General features: G+C 58.5%; 23 protein-coding genes and 4 pseudogenes. 14 read left to right on the forward strand and 13 right to left on the reverse strand.

The window, feature by feature from the left end; translation table 11 throughout:
• Positions 1-2 precede the first annotated feature (2 nt).
• From ruvX to HV670_RS05605, 5 genes are all read left to right on the forward strand, one after another.
• Positions 3-398 (forward strand): Holliday junction resolvase RuvX, encoded by a 396-nt coding sequence (ruvX, locus tag HV670_RS05585; protein ID WP_175103627.1) that lies wholly within the window; start codon positions 3-5, stop codon positions 396-398.
• Positions 395-910 (forward strand): bifunctional pyr operon transcriptional regulator/uracil phosphoribosyltransferase PyrR, encoded by a 516-nt coding sequence (gene pyrR, locus HV670_RS05590; protein ID WP_175103628.1) that lies wholly within the window; start codon positions 395-397, stop codon positions 908-910. The genes ruvX and pyrR overlap by 4 nt, the downstream gene beginning before the upstream one ends.
• Positions 911-982: 72 nt before the next feature.
• Positions 983-1,999 carry an aspartate carbamoyltransferase catalytic subunit gene (locus HV670_RS05595; RefSeq protein ID WP_175103629.1) on the forward strand — a complete coding sequence of 339 codons (1,017 nt, stop codon included), beginning with the start codon at positions 983-985 and terminating at the stop codon, positions 1,997-1,999.
• A 26-nt stretch (positions 2,000-2,025) separates the two neighbouring features.
• Positions 2,026-3,303: a dihydroorotase gene (locus HV670_RS05600; RefSeq protein ID WP_175103630.1), complete on the forward strand. Its 1,278-nt coding sequence runs from the start codon at positions 2,026-2,028 to the stop codon at positions 3,301-3,303.
• A gap of 86 nt (positions 3,304-3,389) precedes the next feature.
• Complete coding sequence (locus HV670_RS05605) at positions 3,390-4,193, forward strand: lysophospholipid acyltransferase family protein (protein ID WP_175103631.1); 804 nt, start codon at positions 3,390-3,392, stop codon at positions 4,191-4,193.
• 78 nt (positions 4,194-4,271) lie between these two features.
• Here HV670_RS05605 and HV670_RS05610 read toward each other — a convergent pair whose 3' ends face one another.
• From HV670_RS05610 to HV670_RS05620, 3 genes and pseudogenes are all read right to left on the reverse strand, one after another.
• On the reverse strand, positions 4,272-5,825 hold the full coding sequence (locus HV670_RS05610) for an acid phosphatase (RefSeq protein ID WP_175103632.1): 1,554 nt from the start codon (positions 5,823-5,825) through the stop codon (positions 4,272-4,274).
• A gap of 290 nt (positions 5,826-6,115) precedes the next feature.
• Positions 6,116-6,274, reverse strand: a pseudogene (locus HV670_RS05615) (acid phosphatase); the annotation flags it as partial.
• Between the two features lie 246 nt (positions 6,275-6,520).
• On the reverse strand, positions 6,521-6,772 hold the full coding sequence (locus tag HV670_RS05620) for a hypothetical protein (RefSeq protein ID WP_175103633.1): 252 nt from the start codon (positions 6,770-6,772) through the stop codon (positions 6,521-6,523).
• On the opposite strand from HV670_RS05620, the pseudogene HV670_RS30895 reads away from it, so the two are divergent.
• From HV670_RS30895 to HV670_RS05635, 4 genes and pseudogenes are all read left to right on the forward strand, one after another.
• Positions 6,764-7,047, forward strand: a pseudogene (locus tag HV670_RS30895) (hypothetical protein); the annotation flags it as partial. The gene HV670_RS05620 and the pseudogene HV670_RS30895 overlap by 9 nt on opposite strands.
• Positions 7,048-7,161: 114 nt before the next feature.
• Positions 7,162-9,033 (forward strand): hypothetical protein, encoded by a 1,872-nt coding sequence (locus HV670_RS05625; protein ID WP_175103634.1) that lies wholly within the window; start codon positions 7,162-7,164, stop codon positions 9,031-9,033.
• Positions 9,034-9,086: 53 nt separating this feature from the next.
• Positions 9,087-10,037 (forward strand): glycosyltransferase, encoded by a 951-nt coding sequence (locus HV670_RS05630; protein WP_175103635.1) that lies wholly within the window; start codon positions 9,087-9,089, stop codon positions 10,035-10,037.
• Positions 10,030-10,434, forward strand: coding sequence for a GtrA family protein (locus HV670_RS05635; protein WP_175103636.1), 405 nt, complete (start codon positions 10,030-10,032; stop codon positions 10,432-10,434). Before HV670_RS05630 ends, HV670_RS05635 begins: the two co-directional genes overlap by 8 nt.
• A 42-nt stretch (positions 10,435-10,476) precedes the next feature.
• Here HV670_RS05635 and HV670_RS05640 read toward each other — a convergent pair whose 3' ends face one another.
• Complete coding sequence (locus HV670_RS05640) at positions 10,477-11,337, reverse strand: symmetrical bis(5'-nucleosyl)-tetraphosphatase (protein WP_175103637.1); 861 nt, start codon at positions 11,335-11,337, stop codon at positions 10,477-10,479.
• Positions 11,338-11,562: 225 nt separating this feature from the next.
• Between HV670_RS05640 and rfbB the strand changes: the two genes are divergently transcribed.
• From rfbB to rfbD, 4 genes are read left to right on the forward strand one after another with little or no spacing between them, the layout of a single operon-like run.
• Complete coding sequence (rfbB, locus tag HV670_RS05645; RefSeq protein WP_175103692.1) at positions 11,563-12,624, forward strand: dTDP-glucose 4,6-dehydratase; 1,062 nt, start codon at positions 11,563-11,565, stop codon at positions 12,622-12,624.
• A 3-nt stretch (positions 12,625-12,627) separates the two neighbouring features.
• Positions 12,628-13,503, forward strand: a complete 876-nt coding sequence (rfbA, locus tag HV670_RS05650; RefSeq protein WP_175103638.1) for a glucose-1-phosphate thymidylyltransferase RfbA — start codon at positions 12,628-12,630, stop codon at positions 13,501-13,503.
• 4 nt (positions 13,504-13,507) lie between these two features.
• Positions 13,508-14,059: a dTDP-4-dehydrorhamnose 3,5-epimerase gene (gene rfbC / locus HV670_RS05655; protein WP_175103639.1), complete on the forward strand. Its 552-nt coding sequence runs from the start codon at positions 13,508-13,510 to the stop codon at positions 14,057-14,059.
• A complete protein-coding gene (gene rfbD / locus HV670_RS05660; protein ID WP_175103640.1) occupies positions 14,056-14,964 on the forward strand; it encodes a dTDP-4-dehydrorhamnose reductase in 909 nt (302 codons plus the stop codon). The genes rfbC and rfbD overlap by 4 nt, the downstream gene beginning before the upstream one ends.
• Before the next feature lie 10 nt (positions 14,965-14,974).
• Here rfbD and HV670_RS05665 read toward each other — a convergent pair whose 3' ends face one another.
• From HV670_RS05665 to HV670_RS05685, 5 genes and pseudogenes are all read right to left on the reverse strand, one after another.
• A complete protein-coding gene (locus tag HV670_RS05665; RefSeq protein WP_175103641.1) occupies positions 14,975-15,940 on the reverse strand; it encodes a glycosyltransferase family 2 protein in 966 nt (321 codons plus the stop codon).
• A gap of 2 nt (positions 15,941-15,942) precedes the next feature.
• Positions 15,943-16,344, reverse strand: a complete 402-nt coding sequence (locus HV670_RS32195) for a GtrA family protein (RefSeq protein WP_175103642.1) — start codon at positions 16,342-16,344, stop codon at positions 15,943-15,945.
• The gene (locus tag HV670_RS05675) at positions 16,341-17,033 is read right to left on the reverse strand and encodes a class I SAM-dependent methyltransferase (RefSeq protein ID WP_175103643.1); all 693 of its coding nucleotides are present in this window, start codon (positions 17,031-17,033) and stop codon (positions 16,341-16,343) included. Before HV670_RS05675 ends, HV670_RS32195 begins: the two co-directional genes overlap by 4 nt.
• Positions 17,030-19,027, reverse strand: coding sequence for an ArnT family glycosyltransferase (locus HV670_RS05680; RefSeq protein ID WP_175103644.1), 1,998 nt, complete (start codon positions 19,025-19,027; stop codon positions 17,030-17,032). The genes HV670_RS05675 and HV670_RS05680 overlap by 4 nt, the downstream gene beginning before the upstream one ends.
• Positions 19,028-19,041: 14 nt before the next feature.
• Positions 19,042-19,925: pseudogene (locus tag HV670_RS05685) on the reverse strand (IS30 family transposase); the annotation flags it as partial.
• On the opposite strand from HV670_RS05685, the pseudogene HV670_RS05690 reads away from it, so the two are divergent.
• A pseudogene (locus HV670_RS05690) lies at positions 19,888-20,320 on the forward strand (IS66 family transposase); the annotation flags it as partial. The pseudogenes HV670_RS05685 and HV670_RS05690 sit on opposite strands and share 38 nt — an antisense overlap.
• Positions 20,321-20,503: 183 nt before the next feature.
• Here HV670_RS05690 and HV670_RS05695 read toward each other — a convergent pair.
• Genes HV670_RS05695 through gmd form a run of 4 tightly spaced genes read right to left on the reverse strand, consistent with a single transcriptional unit; the run spans position 20,504 to position 24,414 of the window.
• The gene (locus tag HV670_RS05695) at positions 20,504-21,610 is read right to left on the reverse strand and encodes a glycosyltransferase family 4 protein (protein ID WP_217478365.1); all 1,107 of its coding nucleotides are present in this window, start codon (positions 21,608-21,610) and stop codon (positions 20,504-20,506) included.
• Position 21,611: 1 nt separating this feature from the next.
• Positions 21,612-22,361, reverse strand: coding sequence for a glycosyltransferase family 2 protein (locus HV670_RS05700; protein ID WP_175103646.1), 750 nt, complete (start codon positions 22,359-22,361; stop codon positions 21,612-21,614).
• A gap of 4 nt (positions 22,362-22,365) precedes the next feature.
• The gene (locus HV670_RS05705; protein ID WP_281362362.1) at positions 22,366-23,319 is read right to left on the reverse strand and encodes a GDP-L-fucose synthase family protein; all 954 of its coding nucleotides are present in this window, start codon (positions 23,317-23,319) and stop codon (positions 22,366-22,368) included.
• Positions 23,320-23,331: 12 nt separating this feature from the next.
• A complete protein-coding gene (gene gmd / locus HV670_RS05710; protein WP_175103647.1) occupies positions 23,332-24,414 on the reverse strand; it encodes a GDP-mannose 4,6-dehydratase in 1,083 nt (360 codons plus the stop codon).
• Positions 24,415-24,539: the final 125 nt, after the last annotated feature.

The following is a 24,539-nucleotide window of genomic DNA, read 5'->3' on the forward strand; positions in this document are numbered from 1 at the left end:
GCATGAGCGATGCCGCCACGCTGCTTGCCTTCGACTATGGCGAGAAGCGAATTGGCGTCGCGGTGGGCAATACCCTGCTCCGTCAGGCGCGCGCGTTGACCATCATTGCCAATCGCAACCGGGAATATCGGTTCGAAACCGTCGGTAAGCTGATCGGCGAATGGCGGCCCGATGCACTCGTGGTCGGCCTGCCGTGCCATCCCGACGGCACTCCCCATGCCATGACGCAGCAGGCGAAGCGTTTCGGCAACCAGCTCAACGGCCGCTTTTCGCTGCCGGTCACATGGGTCGACGAACGTTATTCGTCGGTCGCAGCAGCAGCCGAGCTCGGGCGCGACGACGCGATCGATGCCGAGGCCGCCCGCATCATCCTCCAACAGTATTTCGACGAAACATGACCTTGTTCGACGCCGAAGCGCTCTACGCCACGCTGCGCGACCAGATTCGCGCCGCCTATCCCGACTGGACGCAGCCCGACGGGCCCGTTATCGCGGGCATCCACACCGGTGGCGCGTGGCTGGCTGAACGGCTCGCTGCAGACCTCGGCGTCAAGGCGTTCGGCGTCGTCAACGTCGCGCTGCATCGCGACGACTACGCTAAAAAAGGGCTGCACAGCGAAGCCGCCTCGACCGCGCTGCCGTTTGCCGTCGAAGGCCGGCGCGTCGTGCTGCTCGACGATGTGCTCTATACCGGTCGCACCGTGCGCGCCGCGATCAATGAGCTCTACGATTTCGGCCGGCCGGCTGCCGTCGAACTCGCGGTGCTCGTCGACCGCGGTGGCCGCGAGTTGCCGTTCGCGGCCCGTTTTGTGGGTACGAGCGTCGACACCGTTCCGCGCGAGACGACGCTCGTGCTCAAGCGCGATGCAGCCGGCCGTTTCACGTTCGGCACGGAAGCGAGCGGCGCGTGAGCGCGCGACGACACTCGGGCATCCGGGCGTGATGCCAATCTTCATTTCAATTTTCAAGCAGGAACCGCCGCTATGAGCACCGCCACCCAGCCTCCCCCGGGCGCTCCCGCGCAGCCCTTCCGCCAGGGCTTTCTCAAAGGCAATCCGCAACTCACGCGCAATGGCGAACTCAAGCATCTGCTGACTATCGAGGGCCTGCCGCGCGACATCGTCACGCACCTCCTCGATACGGCCGAACAGTTCGTCAGTGTGACCGATCGCGACGTCAAGAAAGTGCCGCTGCTGCGCGGCAAATCGGTTTTCAACCTGTTCTTCGAGAATTCGACACGCACGCGCACGACCTTTGAGATCGCGGCCAAGCGTCTGTCCGCCGACGTCATCAACCTGAACATCAATGCTTCGTCCACGAGCAAGGGCGAGTCGCTGCTCGATACGATCAACAACCTGTCCGCGATGCACGCCGACCTGTTCGTGGTCCGCCACGCGTCGAGCGGCGCGCCCTACCTGATCGCACAGCACTGCGCGCCGCACGTGCACGTGATCAATGCGGGCGACGGGCGCCATGCGCATCCGACGCAGGGCCTGCTCGACATGTACACGATTCGCCACTACAAGAAGGACTTCCGGCAACTAACGGTGGCGATCATCGGCGACATCCTGCACTCGCGCGTCGCGCGGTCCGACATCCATGCGCTGACCACGCTCGGCGTGCCGGAGGTCCGTGCGATCGGCCCGCGCACCCTGTTGCCGGGCGGTCTCGAACAGATGGGCGTGCGCGTGTTCGACAAGATCGAAGAAGGCCTCAAGGGCGTCGACGTCGTGATCACCCTGCGCCTGCAGAACGAACGAATGAGCGGCGCGCTGCTGCCGTCCGCGCAGGAATACTTCAAGAGCTACGGGCTGACACCCGAGCGACTCGCGCTCGCCAAGCCCGACGCGATCGTCATGCATCCGGGCCCGATGAACCGTGGCGTCGAAATCGACTCCGCGGTGGCCGACGGCCCGCAGTCGGTGATCCTGAACCAGGTGACCTTTGGCATCGCTGTGCGGATGGCCGTGATGGGCATCGTCGCGGCGAACAACGACTGAGAACGACTGAGGCTCGAGAAAAACCGATGAAGATTCATATCAAGGGCGGACGCCTCCTCGACCCGGTCGCCGGCACCGAGCAGATTGCAGACATCTATATCGCCGCCGGCAAGGTCGCCGCGATCGGTACGCCACCGGCGGACTTTCATGCGAACCGCGTGCTCGATGCGGCCGGCCTGCTGATCGTGCCCGGGCTCGTCGACCTGTCCGCGCGGCTGCGCGAACCCGGCTACGAATACAAGGCCACGCTCGAATCCGAGATGAACGCCGCGCTCGCCGGCGGCGTGACGAGCCTCGTCTGCCCGCCCGATACCGAGCCTGTGCTCGACGAGCCGGGCCTTGTCGAGATGCTCAAGTTTCGCGCGCGCAATCTGAACCAGGCGCATGTGTATCCGCTGGGCGCACTGACCGTCGGCCTCAATGGCAAGGTCATCACCGAGATGGTCGAGCTGACCGAAGCCGGTTGCATTGGCTTTTCGCAGGCGAATGTGCCCGTGCTCGACACGCAGGTGCTGCTACGTGCGCTTCAGTATGCGACGACCCATGGGTTCACGGTCTGGCTGCGTCCGCAGGATGCGTATCTGTCCGCGGGCGGCGTCGCCGCGAGCGGGCCGGTCGCTTCGCGGCTCGGCTTGCCCGGCGTGCCGACCTCGGCTGAGACCATCGCACTGCATACCATCATTGAACTCATCCGGGTGACCGGGGCGCGCGTCCATCTTTCGCATCTTTCGTCGGCTGCGGGTATCGCGCTTGTGCGTGAGGCCAAGCAGGAGGGCTTGAGGATCAGCTGCGATGTGACCGTGAACCATGTCCACCTGACCGAAATGGACATCGGGTATTTCGATTCGCAGACCCGCTTCGATCCGCCACTGCGGACCCAGCGCGACCGCGACGCGATCCGCGCGGGCCTGCTCGACGGCACCATCGATGCGATCTGCTCGGACCATACGCCCGTCGATGACGACGAGAAGCTGCTGCCTTTCGACGAAGCGTCGCCTGGTGCGACCGGACTCGAGCTGCTGCTGTCCTTGATCGTCAAGTGGGCGAACGATGCCGACGTGCCGCTTGCAAAGGCACTCGCGAAGGCCACGTGCGCATCGGCCGACGTCCTTGGCCTGCCTGCGGGTCGTCTGGCCGCGGGCGCCGTGGCGGACCTTGCGCTCGTCGATACGGATGCACGGTGGCTTGTCGAACCCCGCGTCCTGAAAAGCCAGGGGCACAACACCCCCTTCCTCGGTTATGAACTGCCCGCACGCGTGAAGACCACGATCGTCGGCGGCCACGTCGCCTATGAGGTCAAATGATTACCAGGATCCGGATCGAAGCCGCGCGCCTTTGGTATGCCCTGAAGATTGCGTGTGCCGCCTTCAAGACCCGGTGAGCGGAACCCATGAGTCATAGCTTGCGCAAGGCGCGCATCTTCCTGCATTTCGGCCGCGGCATGGTTCTCGCCGCGCTTGCCTACCCACGTGCGGGGGAGGAGGGGCGGCAGGCGCTGATTCGCGACTGGTCGAAAAAGCTGCTGCGCCTGTGCGGAATGACGCTGATCGTTCATGGCGATGAAAATACCCTCGCTGGTGGCGGTCTGGTAGTCGGCAACCATGTCTCGTGGATCGACATTTACGTGATCAACGCGTGGCGGCCGACACCGTTCGTCGCCAAATCCGAGATCGCGAAATGGCCCGTGGTCGGCTGGCTTGCCAAGACCATCGGCACGATCTTCATCCAGCGCGAGAAGCGGGGTGACGCACGCCGCATCATGCAGCAGCTCGCCGACCGGATTTCGGGCAATGAACGCGCGTTTGTGTTTCCCGAAGGGACCACCGGCGACGGCCAGCGCTTGCTGCCGTTTCATACGAATCTGTTCCAGGCCGCGGTGATTGCGGGAGCACCGGTGCAACCCGTTTGCATGATGTATGCCGATGCGAGCGGGCGGCAGAGTCTTGCGCCCGCTTATGTCGGCGATATGAACCTGTTCGATACTTTGAACGCGATGCTTGAGGCTGAGCCGCTCGTGGTCCATTTGTATATCGGCGAGGTCATTCCGGTCGGGCTCGATCGACGGGCACTCGCGGCGCGGGCTGAACGGACGATCGGCGATGCGCTGCTCGCCTTGCAAGGCCGGGAAGAACCGACTACGGAGGAGTGGATGTCGTCCGATGATGCTTCTGTCACTGCGCCCGAGATTGTTTGACCAATGGGGAAGGGCAGCCGGGGCTGCCCCTCGTTCCCTTATCCCTTGATCGCTCTATTCAAGGTCCAATGGGTTTGGCTAGAGCTGAAGTGCGTTAGTCAAATCGCCCATCGGCTCACCGCCGTTCGCGGTCAGCGCCGCGTCGCGTGAGACCAAGCCCGGCAACGGCTGCAGCGAATAGCGTCTCGTGATCAGGCGCAGGATCGACGTCGTGTCGTACTGCGTGTGATCGACAAAGACCTTCTTCGCAAATGGCGAAATGACCAGCGCCGGAATCCGCGTACCCGGGCCCCAGCGATCGCCCTTCGGCGGCGCGACGTGATCCCAGAAGCCGCCGTTCTCGTCATAAGTCACGACGACGACCATGTTCTCCCACTGCGGGCTCTTTTGCAGGTGTTCGATCACGTCGGCGATATGCGCGTCACCCGAGGCGACATCGGTATAACCCGCGTGCTCGTCCAGATTGCCCTGTGGCTTGTAGAAGCTCACTTGCGGCAACGCGCCCGCATCGATCGCCCTGATGAACTCAGAACCGTTCAGGCCGCCGTCGAGCAAGTGCTCCGCGCGATTCGCCGTGCCCGGCGCGAGATCGGCGAAGTAGTTGAACGGCTGGTGATGCGTCTGGAAGTTGGGCACCATGGTCAAACTGTTGATCACCATGCGATGCGTGAGCGCGACATCCCATGCGCCGCCGTACCAGGCCCACGAGACCTTCGCGTCGTTGAGCAGGTCGCCGATATGCGTTTGCGTTTGCGGCGGCAACGTCGTTGGCATGCCCGGGTCCGCCAGTCTCGGATCCCCGCCCACTGGCGGCGGATTGTAGCTTGGCTGATACGGAGGCTGCATTGTATTGATGGCGAAGAAATCCGGTGTCAGGTTGCCCGAATTCGCATACTTCGGAGCGCCTTCGAGGGCCGAGGAGGGTGAGGACCTGGCGAGCGTCAACGTGACGCCATCCGGTTCCACCGCGGAGATCAAACCTGCCGCCACGCTGGTATCCGCATACGGGTACGTCGGCGTGCAGGCACAGACGAGCCATTGGTGATTCAGGAACGATCCGCCGAAAGCGCTCATGAAGAAATTGTCGGCCAGCGTGTACTGCTGCGCGATCTTGTAGAGCGGCAACGTGTCGGCATTCGTCGTGTAGTGGCCCATCACGAAAGCGCCTGAATTGGCCCAGGCGGCGAACATATCGTTCTTGCCACCGTGGATCTGCATCTGGTTCTCGTAGAAACGGTGGTAGAGATCTCGCGTCATCACCGACAACGGCAGGTTAAAGCCTGCCGAATCATCGATGGCGAACGGGCTGTTGGCGAGATTGACCGTCATCGCTTCTGTAACCGCGGGCGATACACCTATGCCGGTGAGACCGCCCCGGATCGGCGGCAAAGTCGGCAAGACACTCCCGTCGCGGTCGAACTGCCGCGCGTCGGCCGCCGTGACCTTTTGCAGGCCGTTGGCACCCGGGTAATTGCCGTACAGATTGTCGAAGCTACGGTTTTCCGCGTAGATGACGACGATGTTCTTCACCGCTGACAGATCCGCCTCGTGTTCGCCATTGCCGCCGCAGGCGCACAGGCCTGTGGCGATCAGCACGGTGAGCGGCGCGGTAATGATGAGTTTCCTGTTCATTCCAATCTCTCTTTCTGGGGTACCGGCGTGGTGTCGAGAGATGCTCGACCCCTTCACCGGGACAGGAAGTCTAGAAAGGAAATTTGACGTGAATGTGTAATGTAATTGTTAGATAAAAGCAATGTTTTTGATAGAAATGCGTGCTCACGTCGATGACATATTCACGGAGCGGATGTCGTCCGACGAGGTTTCTGTCGCTGCGTCTGAAACTGTCTTGATCAAAAAAAGAAGAGCAGCCGAGGCTGCCCTTCTTTTCTTCGTCTTGAGCCTGAGAAACCTCAGGCGTCTGGCTAGAACTGAAGCGTGTTGGTCAGGTCAGCCATCGGCTGAGCGCCTTTCGCCTTCAGCGCCTCATTGCGCGAGACCAGGCCCGGCAACTGCGGCAGCGAATAGCGCTTCGTGATCAGGCGCAGGATCGACGTCGTGTCGTACTGCGTGTGATCGACAAAATCATTCAATTCCCTCTTGTCATGAGGGTGCGGGCGTACCGTCGAGTGGCGCTCGATTCTTTCGCCGGAGATGAAAGAATAGAAAGGTCATTTGACATATATGTGTAAGATACGTATACGGTCAGTAATGTTGTTGATGGGTAAGTGTAGTCACGGTACTGACATATCCACGACATACGCTGCGACTTCCATCTTTGCCGTCGGCCCTTATATGTCCGCTCTCATGCGCTGTTCGTTGTCGTATCTTCAAGGACGAAATCTTGTAAAGCCCTTGTCCGTCATGGGGTACATGTTCATGATGGCCAGTGCGGTGGTTCTGGTCGGGATGATGAGCGGGTGCGATTCACACGCGGGGACGGTGACAACTGGCGCCGGAGGCGCGGTCATATCGCAGTCAAGGAATAATGATTCCGTAAGTAATGACCATCGCGCCCAGTCACGGGCGGAGGTTTTCAAGTCTTTCAATGGCATGACGGTCATGGGCGAGAAGATGTTCATGGACCCTGCCCTGTCCGGGTCGGGCCTGTTGTGAAGGGGCAGGTGCGCAAGTTTGACGACTTGCCTAACAGTACTGGGGGAACTTGAATACCGAAGCGCCGTTTGCCCGGAAGCGGGGCGATCAGCCTGCGATGAATGAGGCGGAGATCAAGGATGTGGTGGCGTTTTTGGGGACGTTGACGGATGTGTATGAGGTCGGCGTGCAACGCACCGTGCAACCGTCTACACAGAGTGGTACCGCGGTCTCGGAGGGACTTGGCGCAGTTGGGAAATAGCGCCGCGATTCTTGGCGCGCTCAGTTGCAGGCGGACCAACCACAGGGATATCATTCAATTTTCTCAGTTCGAAATCGTGGACTGTCGAGCAATCCAATTGATGAATTCCCCTGCATGACAAAAAATGTTACCTCTAATTCGAGAGGTCTTCCTTCGCTTTGCGGGCGAATCAAAAACATAGACTTGAACTCGTCTCGTGCCTTGTTTTGGTCCAGGATTTTTGTACCCTTGGCTTTCGGGTTTTATTCACTATATCTGGGTGCCGACTCCAACTATGATTTACGTAACTACCATCTTTACAACCCGTTTGCATGGCTCAACAACAAGCTCCTGATAGATTTCGCGCCTGCCGGCATGCAGACGTACTTCAACCCGATGCTTGATTTGTTGCCGTATTGGATGAACAGGCATCTCCCATCTAGAGTGGTTGGATTTTTTTTGGGGATGTTGCACGGGACGAGCTTCGTACTGCTGCTCGAAATCGCACGCCGTTCGCAGCCATCCCATTTTTTCGCCCATAACGGCAACCGCGCGCCGATCTTGATCGCTGCAGCCGGTTGTTTAACGGCGAACTTCCTTTCTGGAATTGGCAATTCCATGGGTGACGATACGACTGCGCTCTTTATCTTGAGTGGGGTGCTTGTTGTTGTCGCCAACTGGGATCTAATTGGAAAAGCGACGCTCAAAGCTTACCTGATGGTGCTTGTAAGCGGCGTTTTTGTTGGTTTGGGGGCTGGACTAAAGCTCACGAATGTCCCTTACGCGGCGGCCTTATGTTTGAGTCTGCTCTGCTATCCCACGCGTGTACTTGGACGATTGCGGCTGTCTTTCTTGTTCGGCCTCGGCACGGTGGCAGGTTTTGCAATGTCGGGCGGCTATTGGCTGTTCCACATGTGGGAAATTTTTGGCAATCCACTTTACCCTCAATATGGGGCTATATTTCATAATCCGTATGCGCAGTCAATAGGGAAAGCCGATTTGCGCTGGGGCGCACATGGCTTGTTGGAGATTGTCTTTTGGCCGTTCATCCTCGCGGCGAATTCTCATCGGGTGAGCGAGCTAACTGTCCGGCAAATCATCTGGCCTATCGTTTACATTCTGTTCTGTTGGTGGGCGGTTAGCGCGCTTGTTGCGCGATTGAAAAGAACGCCCCGGGCGCATTTGGAGCCACGCGCGCGCTTCATAATATTCTTTGTTGGACTAGGGTTTTTGCTCTGGATGGGGTTGTTTAGTATCTATCGGTACATCGTCCCCATTGAAGTGTTAGCGCCGCTTGTTGTCGTGTTGTTGCTGAACCACTTATTGACACAAACAAAGGTATTGCGAGCAAGTTTCGCCTTGCTCGGCGTAGCAACGGCCCTGGTGATAACCGGTGGTTATCAGACCTGGGGGCATGAAGGCTGGGCAGATCCTCTCTACCACGCTCAGGTGCCGGTGCTCGATCATCCGGAGCGCACGACGATTATCACTGCCGGGGGCGAAGCAGGGTGGGGTTGGCTTACGACGCTATTTCCACCCACTGTCGCATTCGCACAGATCGAGAGCAGCTTCCCTGCAACCACTGCCTTTAACGATCGGATTCGGACTATGTCGAAGGCGCGAGGAGGACCAATTTACGCATTGATTAAGGGTAGTTATAATTTCAGAATTGATAATATCGCGAATGCAAATAGGTTCGTTGATGCTGTCGGATTCGCCGGAACGGCGAGGGGATGTGGCATTCTCGCAGCAACGATTGCTCGGTTTCATCTGCACGCACGCGTGGCGCCGGCTTCCGCGACTTCAAGAACTTGCCAACTTGAGCTAAGGGCCGATGACGTGCACGATACTGTTGCAGAAAACCGAGCACTCGCCATAGCGGCGGCTGCAGCTTACAGCCGCGAAGGTTTTCTCCTGAACGCAGGGACTTGTGTGCAGTTTGGCGCAGGTATCGGCAAGGGTAGAGAGGTATATCAGTTGTGCCGACTGTCACTCAGTGGAGCTTAGTGCGCTTACTAACGTAAAATATATTGCACGCTCTACCGACCCGAACCCAACTGATGCACGTAAATGCCGCTGTCCGTGTCGCCGTCCTGATACCTTGCTTCAACGAAGCTGCAACCGTTGCTGCCGTGGTCGGTGCCTTTCGTCAACACCTTCCAGGGGCCACGATCTACGTTTACGACAACAACTCGCAGGACGACACGAAAGAGGTCGCCATACGTGCCGGTGCTGTCGTGCGCTCCGCCGCATATCAGGGCAAGGGCAACGTTATTCGGCGTATGTTCGCGGACGCGGAAGCGGACGTTTATGTGCTCGTGGATGGCGATGGGACATATCACGCGGGGGATGCGCCGCGCCTTGTGAGCAAACTGCTGCAAGAGGGCCTTGATATGGTGGTCGGCGCTCGCGTGTCCGAGGAGCAGGCGGCCTACCGTGCAGGCCATCGTTTTGGCAACGTCATGCTCACGCAGGTTGCCGCAACGATCTTCGGCCGCTCGTTCACTGACATGCTATCTGGGTACCGTGTGTTTTCCCGGCGCTATGTGAAGTCGTTCCCAGCCCATTCATCGGGCTTCGAAACTGAAACCGAGCTGACGATTCATGCGCTGGAGCTTCGCATGCCGGTAGCGGAAATGGAGACACCTTACTCATCGCGCCCGGAAGGCTCTGAGAGCAAGTTGAGCACGTACCGCGACGGCTGCCGGATCCTGCTGATGATCTTGAAGCTGTTTAAAGCCGAGAAGCCCCTACTATTCTTCTCGATCGGCTTCGGGATATGCACGCTTGTATCGCTGTTGCTTGCCCTGCCGCTGCTGGATACATACCTCCAGACCGGGCTTGTGCCGCGCCTGCCCACAGCGCTTCTGTGCGTGGCTTTGATGCTGTTTGGGGCGATCTTGCTGGTGTGCGGCATCGTGCTTGATACCGTCACGCGTGGGCGCTCCGAAGCGAAGCGCTTTGCGTATCTGTCTGTGCCCGCGACAGTTAGCCAGGATCCACGTGAATAGGGCGCGGCATGAGTTGCTTCGCTTTGGCGTAGCCGGTGTTGCGGGTTTTTTGGTCGACGCTGGAGTCCTATACCTCGGCCTGGCGATCGGACTCGGATACTTCGCCGGCCGCATCGTGTCGTTCCTGTGCGCGGTTTTCTGCACCTGGCAGATCAACAGGCGCTTCACGTTCGCAGGGTCGACAGCGGACGGCCCTGTCTGGTCCGAATGGTGGCGATACCTCGCCGCGATGTCTGCGGGAGGGGCGGTCAACTACGCCGCGTACAGCCTCGTCGTGCTGACGCTCAAAAGCGCTCTACTTCTGCCCCTCCTCTCCGTCGCAATCGGCTCGATGGCTGGCCTCGCCGTCAATTTCAGCGGCGCGAAGCTTTGGGTCTTCAAGCAACGGAGGGAATGAGTTTATGCCCCGCACAAAAATCCGGATAGATTCGATTGCCGCCTATTCTTCCACCATTGCCGAAGGTTCTGGCGCTCCACAGTCTACCTGCGTGAGTTGACGCTGCATGGGGTCCGCGGTCAGCCGGAGCGCCGACAACTGATTGCCCCAGACACAGCCACTATCCAGCGCGCAAAGGTTCGCACGTAGCTTCAGACCCAATGCGGCCCAGTGCCCGAACACCACCGTGATGTCCTGCGTCTTGCGTTCGGGCACGTCGAACCACGCCAGGTAACCCGGCGGTGCGTCGTTGATGCCGCCGTTCGCCTTGAATTCCATCTTGCCGTCCGGGGCGCAGAAGCGCAGCCGGGTGAGCGCATTGACGACTACCCGCGTGCGGTCGTCGCCCGTCAGCTTGTTCGACCAACGCGTGGGCTCGTTGCCCCATAGATTTTTCAGGAATTGCTTCCACTTCGGGCCGCGCAGCTGTTCTTCGACCTCGGCCGCGAGCGCGAGTGTTTGCTCTGCAGTCCACTCGGGCAGCACGCCCGCATGCACCATCAGAAAATTATTCTCCAAGTGGGCAAGCGGCTGGCGGCGCAGCCAGTCGACGAGATCGGGGAAGTCGGGGGCCGCCAGGATGTCGTCGAGCGTATCGCCCTTTTTCGGGGTGTGGACGCCGGCAGCGATGGCCAGCAGGTGCAGGTCATGATTGCCCAGGACCGTGGTGACCCGATCGCCGAGTTCGACGACGGCACGCAAGGTTGCCAGGGAGGCCGGACCTCGGTTGATAAGGTCGCCCGTCAGCCAGATGGGCGTCGAGGCAGACAGGTTCAGCTGCGTGAGGAGCCGGCTGAAGGCGTCGTGGCAGCCTTGGAGATCGCCGATGGCGACGGGGACTTCGGGGAGGGTCGGGTGGGTCATGAACGCCAGGGATCGGGCTGAGTGGGTAAGAAAGTCGAAAGATACCTGCGAATGGGCCCGGCGGACTTTTTGATTGCCAATCTCAATGGGAGCCGCGCCCGGTTCCTTATAATAGAGCCCTTTTCGGGCAGGCATCGGACAACCTCAATGGAGGTTGTCGATCAGGAAGGAACTACATGGACATGGCAACGTGTCGATGTCCTCCCTGTCAAGACAAGGAACCCTATGATTCTCGTGACGGGCGGAGCCGGCTTCATCGGGTCCAACTTCGTGCTGGATTGGCTGGCGCAAGACGATGAAGGTGTGGTCAACGTCGATAAGTTGACGTATGCGGGCAACCTCAACACCCTCCGGTCGCTGCGCGACGATCCGCGGCATGTGTTCGTGCGCGCCGACATCTGCGACCGGGCCGCGCTCGACAGCGTCCTTGCCCAGCACAAGCCTCGCGCCGTCCTGCACTTTGCCGCAGAGAGCCATGTCGACCGCTCGATCCATGGTCCTGCCGAATTCGTTCAGACCAACATCGTCGGTACGTTTACGCTGCTCGAAGCGGTACGTAGCTATTGGGGCACGCTGCCGCCTCTGAAACGCGATGCTTTCCGCTTCCTGCATGTATCGACTGACGAGGTGTTCGGCTCCTTGGGCGCTGACGACCCCCAGTTTTCCGAAGCTACGGCGTACGCGCCGAACAGCCCGTACTCTGCTTCAAAGGCGGGGTCCGACCATCTGGTCCGTGCCTATCACCATACCTATGGTCTGCCTGTGCTAACCACCAATTGCTCGAACAACTACGGTCCGCATCACTTCCCCGAGAAGCTGATCCCGTTGATGATTCAACACGCGCTCGAAGGCAAGGCATTGCCGATCTATGGCGACGGCAAGAACGTGCGGGACTGGCTGTATGTCAAGGATCATTGTTCGGCGATCCGCATCGTGCTCGCGAACGGGCGCCCCGGCGAAACGTACAACGTTGGCGGTTGGAACGAGAAGACCAATATTGAGGTCGTCGACACCCTCTGTGCGTTGCTCGATGAAATGAAACGCAAGGCAAGCGGTTCTTATCGTGAACAGATCTCGTACGTGACGGATCGGCCGGGGCATGACCGCCGTTATGCGATCGATGCACGCAAGCTCGAGCGCGAATTGGGGTGGAAGCCTGCGGAGACTTTCGAGACCGGTATGCGCAAGACTGTGGAGTGGTATCTGGTGAACGGAGAATGGGTGCGTGACGTGATGAGCGGCGAGTACCGCAAGTGGGTCGAAACCAACTATGCGCAACGTGGGTAAATCGTGACGACACGCAAGGGAATCATTCTCGCCGGGGGCTCGGGCACACGGCTTTATCCGATCACGCTCTCCGTATCCAAGCAGCTGCTGCCGGTGTATGACAAGCCGATGATCTACTACCCGCTGTCGACACTAATGCTTGCGGGGATACGCGATGTGCTGATCATTTCGACACCGGCCGATACGCCGCGGTTTCAGGCGATGTTCGGTGACGGCGGTCAGTGGGGCATGAACATCGAGTACGCCGTGCAGCCTTCACCCGATGGTCTTGCGCAGGCCTTTCTGATTGGCCGGGAGTTTCTGGGCAACGATCCGGCGGCCTTGATCCTCGGCGACAACATTTTCTACGGCCATGATCTTCCGTCCAAGCTTCACCGGGCGAACACGACGTACGAGGGCGCGACCGTATTCGCCTACCATGTGCTCGATCCGGAGCGGTATGGCGTCGTCGAGTTTGACAAAGCGTTCCGTGCGTTGTCGATTGAAGAGAAGCCTGCACGTCCGCGTTCGAACTATGCGGTGACGGGCCTGTATTTTTACGACAACACCGTGTGCGACATGGCTGCCGGGCTCAAGCCGTCCGCACGTGGCGAGCTGGAGATCACCGACCTGAACTCGCTTTATCTGGAGCAGGGCAGGCTGAACGTTGAAATCATGGGACGCGGCTTCGCGTGGCTCGATACCGGTACGCACGATTCGCTGATCGAGGCAGGCAGCTTTATTGCCACACTGCAAAAGCGCCAGGGCCTCGTTGTCTCGTGTCCCGAAGAGATCGCCTATCGCAGCGGCTGGATCGACGCGGCACAATTGCAGCAACTTGCTGCGCCGCTGGCCAAGAATGCTTACGGCCGCTATTTACAAAATCTCTTGTTGGATTAGATTAATGGCCATTACCGTAATTTCGACTCCGCTCGACGGCGTGAAACTCATTGAACCCAAGGTTTTTGCCGATGCGAGGGGGTTCTTTTTCGAGAGCTTCAACGCGCGAGAATTCGCGGAGCAGACCGGCGAACAGGTCGAGTTCGTGCAGGACAATCATTCGCGTTCGTCAAAGGGCGTGTTGCGCGGACTGCACTATCAGATTCAGCATCCGCAGGGAAAGTTGGTGCGGGTGGCGGCGGGGGCGTTGTACGACGTGGTCGTCGATTTGCGTCGTTCGTCAACAACCTTTGGTCAATGGTACGGCGTCGAGTTGTCCGCCGAGAACAAGCGGCAGCTCTGGGTGCCGGCGGGGTTTGCGCACGGCTTTGTGTCGCTTGTGGATGGTACCGAGATGCTCTATAAGACGACCGACTACTGGTACCCCGAGCACGAGCGCTCACTGTTGTGGAACGACCCGGCAATCGGCGTCGAATGGCCGGTCGATGGTGAGCCGCTGCTGGCCGGAAAGGACGCGGCGGGGGCGCGACTGGCCGTAGCGGAGGTGTTCGAGTGAAGATCGTCGTGGTGGGGCGCAATGGGCAGATCGGTTGGGAACTGCGTCGCTCTCTGCTGTGCCTCGGCGAAGTGGTTGCGCTCGACAGGAGCGTGATTGACATGAGCCGTCCCAAGACGATCGCGCCGGCGCTTGAGCAGCATCGTCCAGATGTGATCGTCAATGCGTCGGCTTATACGGCTGTCGATCAGGCCGAGAGCGAAGAAGCGTTGGCCACCGTCGTGAACGGTACTGCGGTTGGCGAGCTTGCGCAGGTTGCGCGTCGTCTCGGCGCGTTGCTCATTCACTACTCGACCGACTATGTGTTCGACGGTAGGAGCAGCGAACCGTATCGCGAAGCGATGTCGACCGCGCCGGTGAACGCGTACGGACGCAGCAAGCTTGCCGGCGAGCAGGCGATCGCGCAGGCGGGCGGCGACTGGCTGGTGTTTCGGACCGCGTGGGTCTATGGCTCGCGTGCAAGGAATTTCGCACGGACGATTGCCAATGCAGCGCTCGAGCGCGACATGCTGCGTGTGGTCGCGGATCAGTTCGGCACGCCGACGGCCGCACGCACGTTGGCTGATGTGACGGCGCATGTAGTGAGGTTGGCTGGGCTGGAGCGTCGGGCGGGCACGTTCGAATCAGGAGTTTTTCATCTGACGGCTCGTGGCCGTACGAGTTGGCACGGCTTCGCCGAAAAAGTTGTGGCCTATGCGCGTACACATCGCGGTGACGATGTTCGTACCACCGTCGTCACGCCGATTTCGGCGAGCGAGTTCGCCGCGCCGGCCGCACGCCCGACGTATTCGGCGCTCGACTGTTCGCGCTTCGATGCGCGCTTTGGTGTTGCGCGGCCGCAATGGGAGGTGCCGCTTGAGTTGGTGATGGAGGAGATGTGGGTGGGGTCCTACGCTCGACCATGACAGATTGAACTCATTTGAGCCTGCTGGACTCTCGAAGCTCCGATACCGCTTCTACGATGAACCTCGGTCTTGACTTTGACTCAAGGTAGATCTTTCCGACGTACTCGCCGATCACGCCTAGGGATAGCAATTGCAATCCGCCTAGGAAGTAAATCGGTAGTACGGTCGAAGCCCATCCCGGTATAGCTTCGTTTGTGAACAGCCTGACTCCGATGGCCCAGAACGTAATGGCAAAGCTTGCTGCGGACAATAGAAATCCAAAGGCACTGATCAATCGTAGCGGAGCTACGGACAACGATGTAATGGCTTCGAGCGCTAGCGTGACCATTTTGCGCAGAGGATACTTCGTCTCACCGGCAAAACGTTTCGCCCGATCATATTTGACCGACGACGACTTGAACCCAATCAGCGGCACGATGCCTCGCAGGTACAGATTGACCTCTCGAAACTCCTTGAGCGCTTCGACTGCGCGCCGGCTTAGCAAACGATAATCCGCGTGATCGTAAACAGTCTCGATGCCGCAGGTTGTCAGCAACTTGTAGAACGTGTGCGCAGTGAGTCTTTTGAAGACCGTGTCGGTCTCCCGGCTATCTCGAATCCCATAAACGACGTCCGAGCCGCAGTCGAATTCGTCGATCATTTTCCCGATAGCAGCGACGTCGTCCTGGAGGTCTGCGTCGATGGTGATTACGGCGTCTCCCTTCGCAATCCAAAGTCCCGCGAGTAGCGCGTTCTGGTGGCCGCGATTTCTGGAGAGTTTGATACCGATCGCAGGCGCGCCTGTTTGTACAAATTCGTTGATGATGCCCCAAGTCTTATCGTGGCTCCCGTCGTCGACGAAATAGACTCGACTATCACGCGTGATTTTCCCCGCGTCCTTGAGGCTCGTTAGTTCATGATTTAAGCGACGCATCGTTTCCTTAAGAACGGCCTCTTCGTTGTAGCAAGGAACGACTATGGCGATTTGCTTAGTCATAATTAAGTACTTGAAGTGGTGGTGTTTTTCGCTCGAAAAGAAAAGAATCTTGCCCCGGCAAAGCCAACTAGGGTATATGTAATAACGCCGAGTATTTGAGAAATCCAACGATCGAAGTGCGCGATATGTTTAGCTGCGAGCAAAATCACTATGTTGCATGCGTACGCGACGCAGATCACGCTCAAAAAGCGGACAAACGTCGACGCGGAAGTTTTTCGTTGGTTAAACGTCCACCTGCTATTTGCGGAGTAGCTTATAAAAAAACCAACGATATATCCGATGGCGTTGGATAGTACGTCGTTTAAGCCCAATTTCATGCAACCAAAGATGCAAAATAGACCAATTGCGCTGTTCAACGCCCCTACCGCGAGATATTTGAAGAATTGCAGATGTACGGGCTTCATGGCCTTGCAATCACCGCGTACTGAGCACCCAGGGGGAGCCAACGCATACGCGCTTCCAGCGGGCGAAGTGTCCGAAGGCTATTTGGGAAGAAGATTCGATATTCATGTCGAGTCCTGGACCATCCCGCGCGCTGCATCGAGGTTTCGAGTTTTGATGGAGTCATCAGTCGAGCGTTTTTATCGAACTCGCACGTATTGACCGCGCGCACTGTTAGTGGATTCCATGGATTGTGCTCGAAAATCACCAGCATCGCGTCGGGCGTTGCGATACGACGAAGTTCGCGCAGCCAGTGCTCGTGTTCTTCGTGGGGGATGTGATGGAACACGCATGCAGAGAAAAGTACATCAAAGGTACCATCAGGCAAATCGATGCGGTTTCCGGTCAGATTGAAAAAACGAGCTTCTTCGCCGAAGCGCTGCTTGGCGAGCTCAAGGCTCTTTCTTGAAACATCCGCGGCGAGCACCTCACTGCGCGGAAAGTATTTACGGAAGAATGGGATTGAGTTGCCGACTCCACATCCGAAATCGACTATGGATCTTGCTGCGATGCGGTTAGTCCGTGCGTGACGGCTTAGGTCAGCGATCTTATACTCGGCAAAAAACTCGGGGGCCTCCCCAGATGCAGAAATGTTCGCTGCATGGATTGCGCGGTATTCTTCGGCAAATCGGTCGAATTCGCTTTCTTTCATTGAACGTTCCCCTCCGATTTGGCGAATCTGAAGCGAGAGAAAAGTAACCAGTTGCTGCTGTCGACCGTTGCATGCTCCACCGTAGGCGTCAGGGTAACGCACATATCACCCTCGGTAAATGTGTGAGTGAACGTCACGTCTGTGAAGACATCCGGCGTGAAATGGCCGACGACGTCGGAGTGTCCTCGGGTGTCGCTGACTGCCAGGTATCCAGCGGAGTTGGCACGGAAACGCATGCTGGCGTCGTAGACCCCCGGGTCTTGAACGCATAGTTGGGAGGCCGTGGCGCTCATCCATTGAACTCGAGGCAGTTGCCATTGTGGATAGGGTCCCTCGGGGTTCGCGAATCCGGACACGGACTTGACTCCGTGGAAGTCGAGCACAGGAGCACCCGAGCCCATTAGCGCGACGTTCTTGAAGACATGATAGTGAGCCTTGTCGTCCTTGGGGCTGATCTCGACAAAGTCCGAATTTTTGCGGAGCATGTCGAGTAACTCAGATTGAAGCGGCGCGCCAGGGAACTGCCGATAGAACTCGGCCCGCAAAGCGTTCGGCACGACAACAAAATCGGTGGCTCTCGCGGCTTCCAGGAAGTCCGACATTTGACTCGAACGGTCACGGTCGATCGGGCGGATAGATAGGCCACCTTGCGCCGCGATCCATTTCATCGAGTGCGCGTTCACCGGACCGGGCACAGTGACGATGACAGATACCGGACTTCGGTTCGACCCCTTTCCACTATCACTGAGCGCATCCTGGATCTGATTTACGATCTTCCGGTTTAAGCTGTGATCAGCGAGATCTTCGGTTGTTGGCTCGAAGTGTGCATGCTTACTAAGGTTGATCTGGGCTGCCGCGACCAGTGCACACCAGGCGACGACGATCAATGCGTTCCGGCTACGTTTGCCAAGCAGGGAATACAGTGCGCCAAATCCGTAAAAGCCCGCAATGAGCACAGTCACCTGAAACGTGGAAAAAAAGAAGCTGTTTTTGTGGCGCCCGATGACGAGGATTGTAAAAGAAGTAATGCCGAATCCTACCAGGCAGCCTAGGACAGCAAGTTCACGCCAGTTCCGCCGGATGGTCAGGAGGGTCGCCCCAACGACGATAAAAACCACGCATAGGATCAGGTGAAAGCCGATCGCGCGTTGATAAGCCGACCCAAGGTAGTCTCGAATGACGCGTGCCTCTGAGACCTCCTTTCCATAGGACCAGAGGTATGCGTCGGCACCACGGGTGTTGTTCCAGAAGTAATCAAAGATTCCTCGTCCTGCGATCACGTAATAGGGCAGGGCAAGAATAAACGCAATTCCCCAAAATACGCAAAGAGGCCGAATGCCCAGATGGACGGTGTTTTTTTTGATTTTGCGCCCAAGCACAAAAACTATCAAATAGAGTGCGGAAAGACCGATTGCGAGCGCAAGCGTGTGGGCGAAGAACGACGGCTTGACCAGTAGGGCTCCCCCAAACGCACCACCCGCCAAAACGAGCGAAGATCTGTCGCCGTTGACCATGCCCGTGATAAACCACCAGGCCATCGCGGTGGTGACGAAACCGACAGCAAAATCGGGGCGGAAATTCTCGATAGTGTTGTAGGCGATCGGCGATGTAAGGAATGCCGCTCCAATCCATATCAGAACTCGCTGGTCGAAGTTTCGGAAGGCGTAAAGTAGAAAGCTAACGACAGCCACTAGCAACAACGAGTTGGTCGCATAGACGATCAGCGTGCTGTAGCCCCCGATGCTTAGTGCCGTCAACGCGAAGACAGTCGACAATGGACTGTGCGGCGGATTGTGTAGGAATGTGTCGAAAAACGCCCAAATACCCTGGTCGACGAGCACGATCAGCCGATCGATCGCGTCGTTCAGATATGCGATGTCGTCGTATGAAACGTCGTGAGCTAGACGCCCTGTGACTTCACTCGCATGGATATATAGGAGGGAAATCAGAACGGCAGCAACAGAGCCGTAGGCATGTTGTTTAAGCGAGCGCATGTAATCGTTTACATTTAATTGGCCCGTGAGGGCTGCAGATTCAACCGGTGGATACACCGGGATTGGTGAAATCGTTTAGCAGGTGTTTCGTAGTTTAGCGTTTTCCTCGGACGCTCGTTCAATCGCCTCGCCACGGCATTGAGTTTGGCCTGCGAATACGCCGAGAGGTCAGTTCCCTTGGGGAAATACTGTCTCAATAGCCCGTCCGTATTCTCATTCGACCCACGCTGCCAAGGACTCTGAGGGGCGCAGAAGTAGACCTTGATGTCGGTCGCCACCGTGAAACGCGTGTGTTCGACCATCTCCTTGCCTCGATCCCAGGTCAGCGATTTGTAGAGTTCCTCTGGCAACTTGTGGGCATGCTTGATCAGCGCGTTGATCACCGTCTCGGTATCGCTGGCGACCTTCGCCAGCATGACGTAGCACGTCTGGCGTTCGACGAGGGTCGCAATCTGGCTGTTCCCGCTGCCGAGCAGCAGATTACGTTCCCAGTGACCGGGTCTCGCCCGATCTTCAACTGCGGCTGGACGCTCGCTGATCGATACCGCCTCGCTGATTCTGTCGTGAGTGCCCGTCTTCAGCGTATGGTGCCGCGAACGGCGCATGGCCCGGGTGCGCCGAAAATGTTCCAGCAACTCCTTCTTCAGGGCGCCACGGGCCTGGATAAAGAGGCTGCGATAGATGGTCTCATGTGACACCTGGTAGTCCTCGTTGCCCGGGTATGTGCACCTTAGCCACCCGGCAATCTGCTCCGGCGACCACTGCAACTGGAGCTTGCTTGCCACGATGTGAGCCAGCGTTCGGTTCTCCACCAGTTTACAGACTTTGGGGCTCGACTCGCCACTCGCCACTCGCCACTCGCCACTCGCCAGGCACAGACGCAGCCGTTGCTCGACAGCATGCGGGCGTGGATGATCGCGTTGCTCCCTACGCTGTCGGGCAAATCCGCGCTTGCCGGTGCGATCCAGTACGCGTTCAATCGGTGGGACGCACTGAATACGTTTGCCCGCGACGGGCGCGTGCAAATTGACAACAACGCGGTCGAGCGGGCGTCGCGCGCGGTCTCGTTGGGTCGCAAGAATTGTATGTTCGCAGGCTCCGATTCCGACCGAGCGCGCGCGGTCGCGATGTGTAGCCTCATCGGCTCGGCCAAACTGAATGGGCTCGACCCCGAGGCGTATTTACGTCAAGGTGCTAGCCCGGATTGCCGATCACCCCGTCAACAGGTTCGACGAGTTGCTTCCGTGGAATCTCGCGCCGTTCGGCGAGGCCGGCTATTGCAGCCCGAGCTGACCTATGTCCCCACTTTAGTACGTGGGGACTTATTCCGCTTCACTCACCGCCAAAACTTGCTCCGCACTTCTCCAGCTTAGCCATCGACGCAAGATGCCGTGGGCGGACGCTTACGGAGATGTGGCGGTAGGCCGGTCATCAACTTTGCAGGCAGAGGCGGCCGAACCCCCGTCAGCAGCCCGATTAGCGGGCTGCGATCCGGTGATAGAGGTCGACGTACGCGTCGGCCATCTTGTCGGCGGTGAACAGCGAGCTGAATCGCTTCCGCGCCGCTGCCCCCAGGCGCGAAGCGCGGGCTTCGTCGTTCCATATCTGGTCGATCGCCTCCCTGAGCGCGGTTGGATTCTCGGGTGGCACCACCAGACCCGTTTCACCGCCTACGTTCACATACGATGTTCCCGTGCCGATCTCGCAGGAGATCATCGGCTTTCCATACATCGCCCCTTCGAGCAGCGAAATCCCGAACGCTTCCGAGCGCAACTGCGAAGGAAACACCAGCCCGTGACAAAGCGTGAGCAACGCGAACTTGTCTTCGTCCGGCAGGGCGCCGACGAAATGCACCTTCTTGAGCGCAAGCGCCTGAGCCTGCGACTTCAGTTCAGCCTCGAGCGGGCCGCCGCCCAGGATAACGACATCAATCTCTGAGCCCGCGAGTGCGTCGAGCAGAATATGCAGCCCCTTGTAATAGCGGAGCATGCCAGTGAAGAGCAAAAACTTCGGGCCGACACGCTCACGCCACTCGGCAAGTTTCGCATCGCTCGCGCGCGGATATGCCTGCTCGTTCAAACCGATCGGGATCACCTCGACCTTATCCGCGAATCGCTGCAGCACGGGGCTGGTTTTCGCATACTGTGGCGACGTCGCGACGATCTTCGTGACACTACCGAGAAAGCACATCATCAACGGCCGGTAAAAGTGAAGCAGTGTCTTCTGCTTCACGATATCCGAGTGATACGTGACCACCGTTGGCTTGTTCAGGCGCGTGATGAAGTGCGCCATGTCCATGAACGGCCAGGGGAAGTGGTAGTGAATGATGTCCGCATTCGCGGCCAGCTCCTTCAGACGACCGAGCGACGATACCGAAAACGACGATGAAGCGAGCTTGAAGTCGAGTTTCGCGCGGTAGTGCATGTGATCGCCCAGATCCACGGTCGACGTGTTGCGACTGACCGTGAGCACGTCGCTTGGCACCCCACGGGCTGCCGAGCCGCTGCAGATTTCACCGATCAGTTGTTCGACGCCGCCCATCGTGTCGGGCTTATAGGTCTTATAGAAATGAAGAACGCGCATGCTATCGGATCAAAGTCTTCCACCACACCGCATAGGGTTGCGCGAGCCACCATTTCAGTGGCACATGCCCGTGATGACGCCGTACCGTCTCCATCGCTTCCTTGTAGTGCAGGCGGCGATGAATGCGAGTTTTGGTCGCATCATGATTGCGATTGACCGCCACCTCGTCGTCGACAAAACCAAGCGGACCGCCGTGACGATAGAGCCGCCACCAAAGGTCATAGTCGAGCGCCATTTTAAGCTTCGCATCGAGGCCACCGACCGCCGCCCATGCCGAACGGCGAATCAGCGACGCGGGTTGCGTAATCACGCAGCGTACCGCCATCCTGCGCTCGTTGAATGGCTCGACCCAGGCCGGCGTGCGCTTGCCAGTCGCGTCGTCGAGGTGCCAAGCCTTTCCATAGGCCGCCGGCCATCCCGCATGGCGTTCCATTGCATCGACGAGCTTGTCGAGCCCACCGGGCAACAGAAGATCGTCGCTGTTTAGCCAGCATACATACGGCGCCGTGCCCTTGGCGATACCTTCATTGATCGCCGCGGCCTGTCCGTCGTCCTTGTGGCTACGCCATCCGGCGAGCGACGATTGCCACTTTTCGATGACCGATAGCGAGTCGTCGGTGGAACCGCCGTCCATCACAAAGACCTCGGTCGCGACTTTCTGCGCGGCAATCGACTTCAGCGCTTCGTCGAGATAACGTCCCTGGTTGAACGACGGCACGACGATCGTGACGACAGGCTTGCGACCATCCATGGCGTTATCGTTTCTCGCCGTTCAGGAAACTTTGATAGGCGCGGTGAATGCCTTCGGTGAGCGGTGTTTTCGCCTGCCAACCGAGTGCCTTAACCTTGTCGACCGACAGGAGCTTGCGCGGCGTGCCATCGGGCTTGGTCGTGTCGAACGTCAGCTTGCCTTCGAAACCGACTGCGGCAACGACTGCTTCGGCGAGTTCGCGGATCGTCACGTCGGTGCCGATGCCGATATTGAACAGGCCCGACGGGACGCCCGATTCCATCAGGAATACACAGGCGTCGGCCATATCGTCGACGTAGAGAAATTCACGACGTGGCGTGCCCGTGCCCCAAACGACGAGCTCATGATCGCCACGTTCCTTGGCCTCATGTGCCTTGCGGATCAACGCGGGCAGTACATGGCTGGTGGCGAGATCGTAGTTGTCGTTCGGGCCATACAGGTTGGTCGGCATCGCGCTTGCGTACTGCGTACCGTACTGACGGTTGTACGAATCGCAGAGTTCGATACCTGCGATCTTTGCGATGGCGTAGGGCTGGTTCGTCGGTTCGAGCGGGCCGGTCAGCAGGTAGTCTTCACGGATCGGTTGGGGGCATTCGCGCGGATAGATGCACGAGGAGCCTAGGAACAGCAGGCGTTGAACGCCGGCCTCCCATGCCGAGTGAATCACATTGTTCTGAATCGCGAGGTTCTGGAAGATGAACTCGCCCGGGAATGTGTTGTTCGCGTAGATACCGCCCACTTTGGCGGCAGCGAGGAACACGTAGTCGGGTTTCTCGCGTTGCATGAAGGCGTGAACAGCCGACTGGTTGGTTAGATCCAGTTCGGCACGCATCGCGGTCAGCACGTTGGTGTAGCCGCCGGCTTGAAGACGGCGGACGATGGCGGAACCGACCATGCCGTGGTGACCGGCAACGAAGATCTTCAAGGCCTTGGTATTGGCGCCTGTACTCGTCGACACTGCTCGTCCTCCTTACTCGTTGTAGTTGAACGTCGAGAAGCCGTGGCTCTTCACGAGTTCATCGCGTTGGGCGCTGCGAAGGTCTTCTTCGACCATCTCGGCGACCAGTTGCTCGAAGCTCGTCGGCGGTGTCCAGCCAAGTTTTTCCTTGGCTCTGGTTGCGTCGCCGAGCAGTGTTTCGACTTCGGTCGGGCGGAAGTAACGCGGGTCGACAGCGACAATCAGATTGCCGCTTGCGTCGTAACCCTTTTCTTCAATGCCTTCGCCCTTCCAAGTAATCGATATGCCAAGTTCCTTGGCAGCGGCATCGACAAACTGGCGAACGCTGTATTGCACGCCCGTCGCAATCACAAAGTCTTCTGCTTGTTCTTGTTGCAGCATCAACCATTGCATTTCGACGTAGTCGCGTGCGTGTCCCCAATCGCGCTTCGCGTCGAGGTTGCCCAGGTAAACGCAGTTCTGAAGTCCCAGCTTGATGCGAGCCAGCGCGCGGGTGATCTTGCGCGTGACGAAGGTCTCTCCGCGCTTGGGCGACTCATGGTTGAAGAGAATGCCGTTGCATGCGTATAGGCCGTAGGCTTCGCGGTAGTTGACCGTGATCCAGTACGCGTAGAGCTTGGCCACAGCGTACGGCGAACGGGGATAGAAGGGGGTCGTTTCCTTCTGGGGGATTTCCTGGACGAGCCCGTAGAGTTCGGAGGTCGAAGCCTGGTAGAAGCGCGTTTTCTTTTCAAGTCCGAGAATCCGGATCGCTTCGAGGATTCGCAGCGCGCCGAGGCCGTCCGAGTTTGCCGTGTATTCCGGCTCTTCGAACGAAACCGCAACGTGGCTCTGTGCGGCGAGGTTGTAGATCTCGTCTGGTTGTACTTGCTGGATGATGCGGATCAGGCTCGACGAGTCGGTTAAGTCACCATGATGCAGAACGAGACGGCGGTTCTCTTCGTGCGGGTCTTGGTACAAATGGTCGATACGGTCCGTGTTAAACAACGAGGTGCGGCGCTTGATGCCATGCACTTCGTAGCCCTTGCCCAGCAGAAACTCGGCGAGGTACGCGCCGTCTTGTCCGGTGACGCCAGTGATTAGCGCTTTTTTCAAGGGATTCTCCTTAGTCTAGGGATGGTGTTCAAAACGGTTGAGCGCCCAGATTTTCAAAGGCTGGAATGCTTGGCAGAATGAGGGCATGAAACAAGCCGACCTGAACCTCGATTTGAGTAACCGGC

The sequence above is a fragment of the Pararobbsia alpina genome, assembly GCF_902859895.1.
Classification (GTDB): domain Bacteria; phylum Pseudomonadota; class Gammaproteobacteria; order Burkholderiales; family Burkholderiaceae; genus Pararobbsia; species Pararobbsia alpina.

Coding starts and splice junctions, on each gene's coding strand:
- ruvX (WP_175103627.1), top strand. CDS start 3: ATGAGCGATGCCGCCACGCTGCTTGCCTTCGACTATGGCGAGAAGCGA.
- pyrR (WP_175103628.1), top strand. CDS start 395: ATGACCTTGTTCGACGCCGAAGCGCTCTACGCCACGCTGCGCGACCAG.
- HV670_RS05595 (WP_175103629.1), top strand. CDS start 983: ATGAGCACCGCCACCCAGCCTCCCCCGGGCGCTCCCGCGCAGCCCTTC.
- HV670_RS05600 (WP_175103630.1), top strand. CDS start 2,026: ATGAAGATTCATATCAAGGGCGGACGCCTCCTCGACCCGGTCGCCGGC.
- HV670_RS05605 (WP_175103631.1), top strand. CDS start 3,390: ATGAGTCATAGCTTGCGCAAGGCGCGCATCTTCCTGCATTTCGGCCGC.
- HV670_RS05610 (WP_175103632.1), bottom strand. CDS start 5,825: ATGAACAGGAAACTCATCATTACCGCGCCGCTCACCGTGCTGATCGCC.
- HV670_RS05620 (WP_175103633.1), bottom strand. CDS start 6,772: ATGAACATCTTCTCGCCCATGACCGTCATGCCATTGAAAGACTTGAAA.
- HV670_RS05625 (WP_175103634.1), top strand. CDS start 7,162: ATGACAAAAAATGTTACCTCTAATTCGAGAGGTCTTCCTTCGCTTTGC.
- HV670_RS05630 (WP_175103635.1), top strand. CDS start 9,087: ATGCACGTAAATGCCGCTGTCCGTGTCGCCGTCCTGATACCTTGCTTC.
- HV670_RS05640 (WP_175103637.1), bottom strand. CDS start 11,337: ATGACCCACCCGACCCTCCCCGAAGTCCCCGTCGCCATCGGCGATCTC.
- rfbB (WP_175103692.1), top strand. CDS start 11,563: ATGATTCTCGTGACGGGCGGAGCCGGCTTCATCGGGTCCAACTTCGTG.
- rfbC (WP_175103639.1), top strand. CDS start 13,508: ATGGCCATTACCGTAATTTCGACTCCGCTCGACGGCGTGAAACTCATT.
- HV670_RS05665 (WP_175103641.1), bottom strand. CDS start 15,940: ATGACTAAGCAAATCGCCATAGTCGTTCCTTGCTACAACGAAGAGGCC.
- HV670_RS32195 (WP_175103642.1), bottom strand. CDS start 16,344: ATGAAGCCCGTACATCTGCAATTCTTCAAATATCTCGCGGTAGGGGCG.
- HV670_RS05675 (WP_175103643.1), bottom strand. CDS start 17,033: ATGAAAGAAAGCGAATTCGACCGATTTGCCGAAGAATACCGCGCAATC.
- HV670_RS05680 (WP_175103644.1), bottom strand. CDS start 19,027: ATGCGCTCGCTTAAACAACATGCCTACGGCTCTGTTGCTGCCGTTCTG.
- HV670_RS05695 (WP_217478365.1), bottom strand. CDS start 21,610: ATGCGCGTTCTTCATTTCTATAAGACCTATAAGCCCGACACGATGGGC.
- HV670_RS05700 (WP_175103646.1), bottom strand. CDS start 22,361: ATGGATGGTCGCAAGCCTGTCGTCACGATCGTCGTGCCGTCGTTCAAC.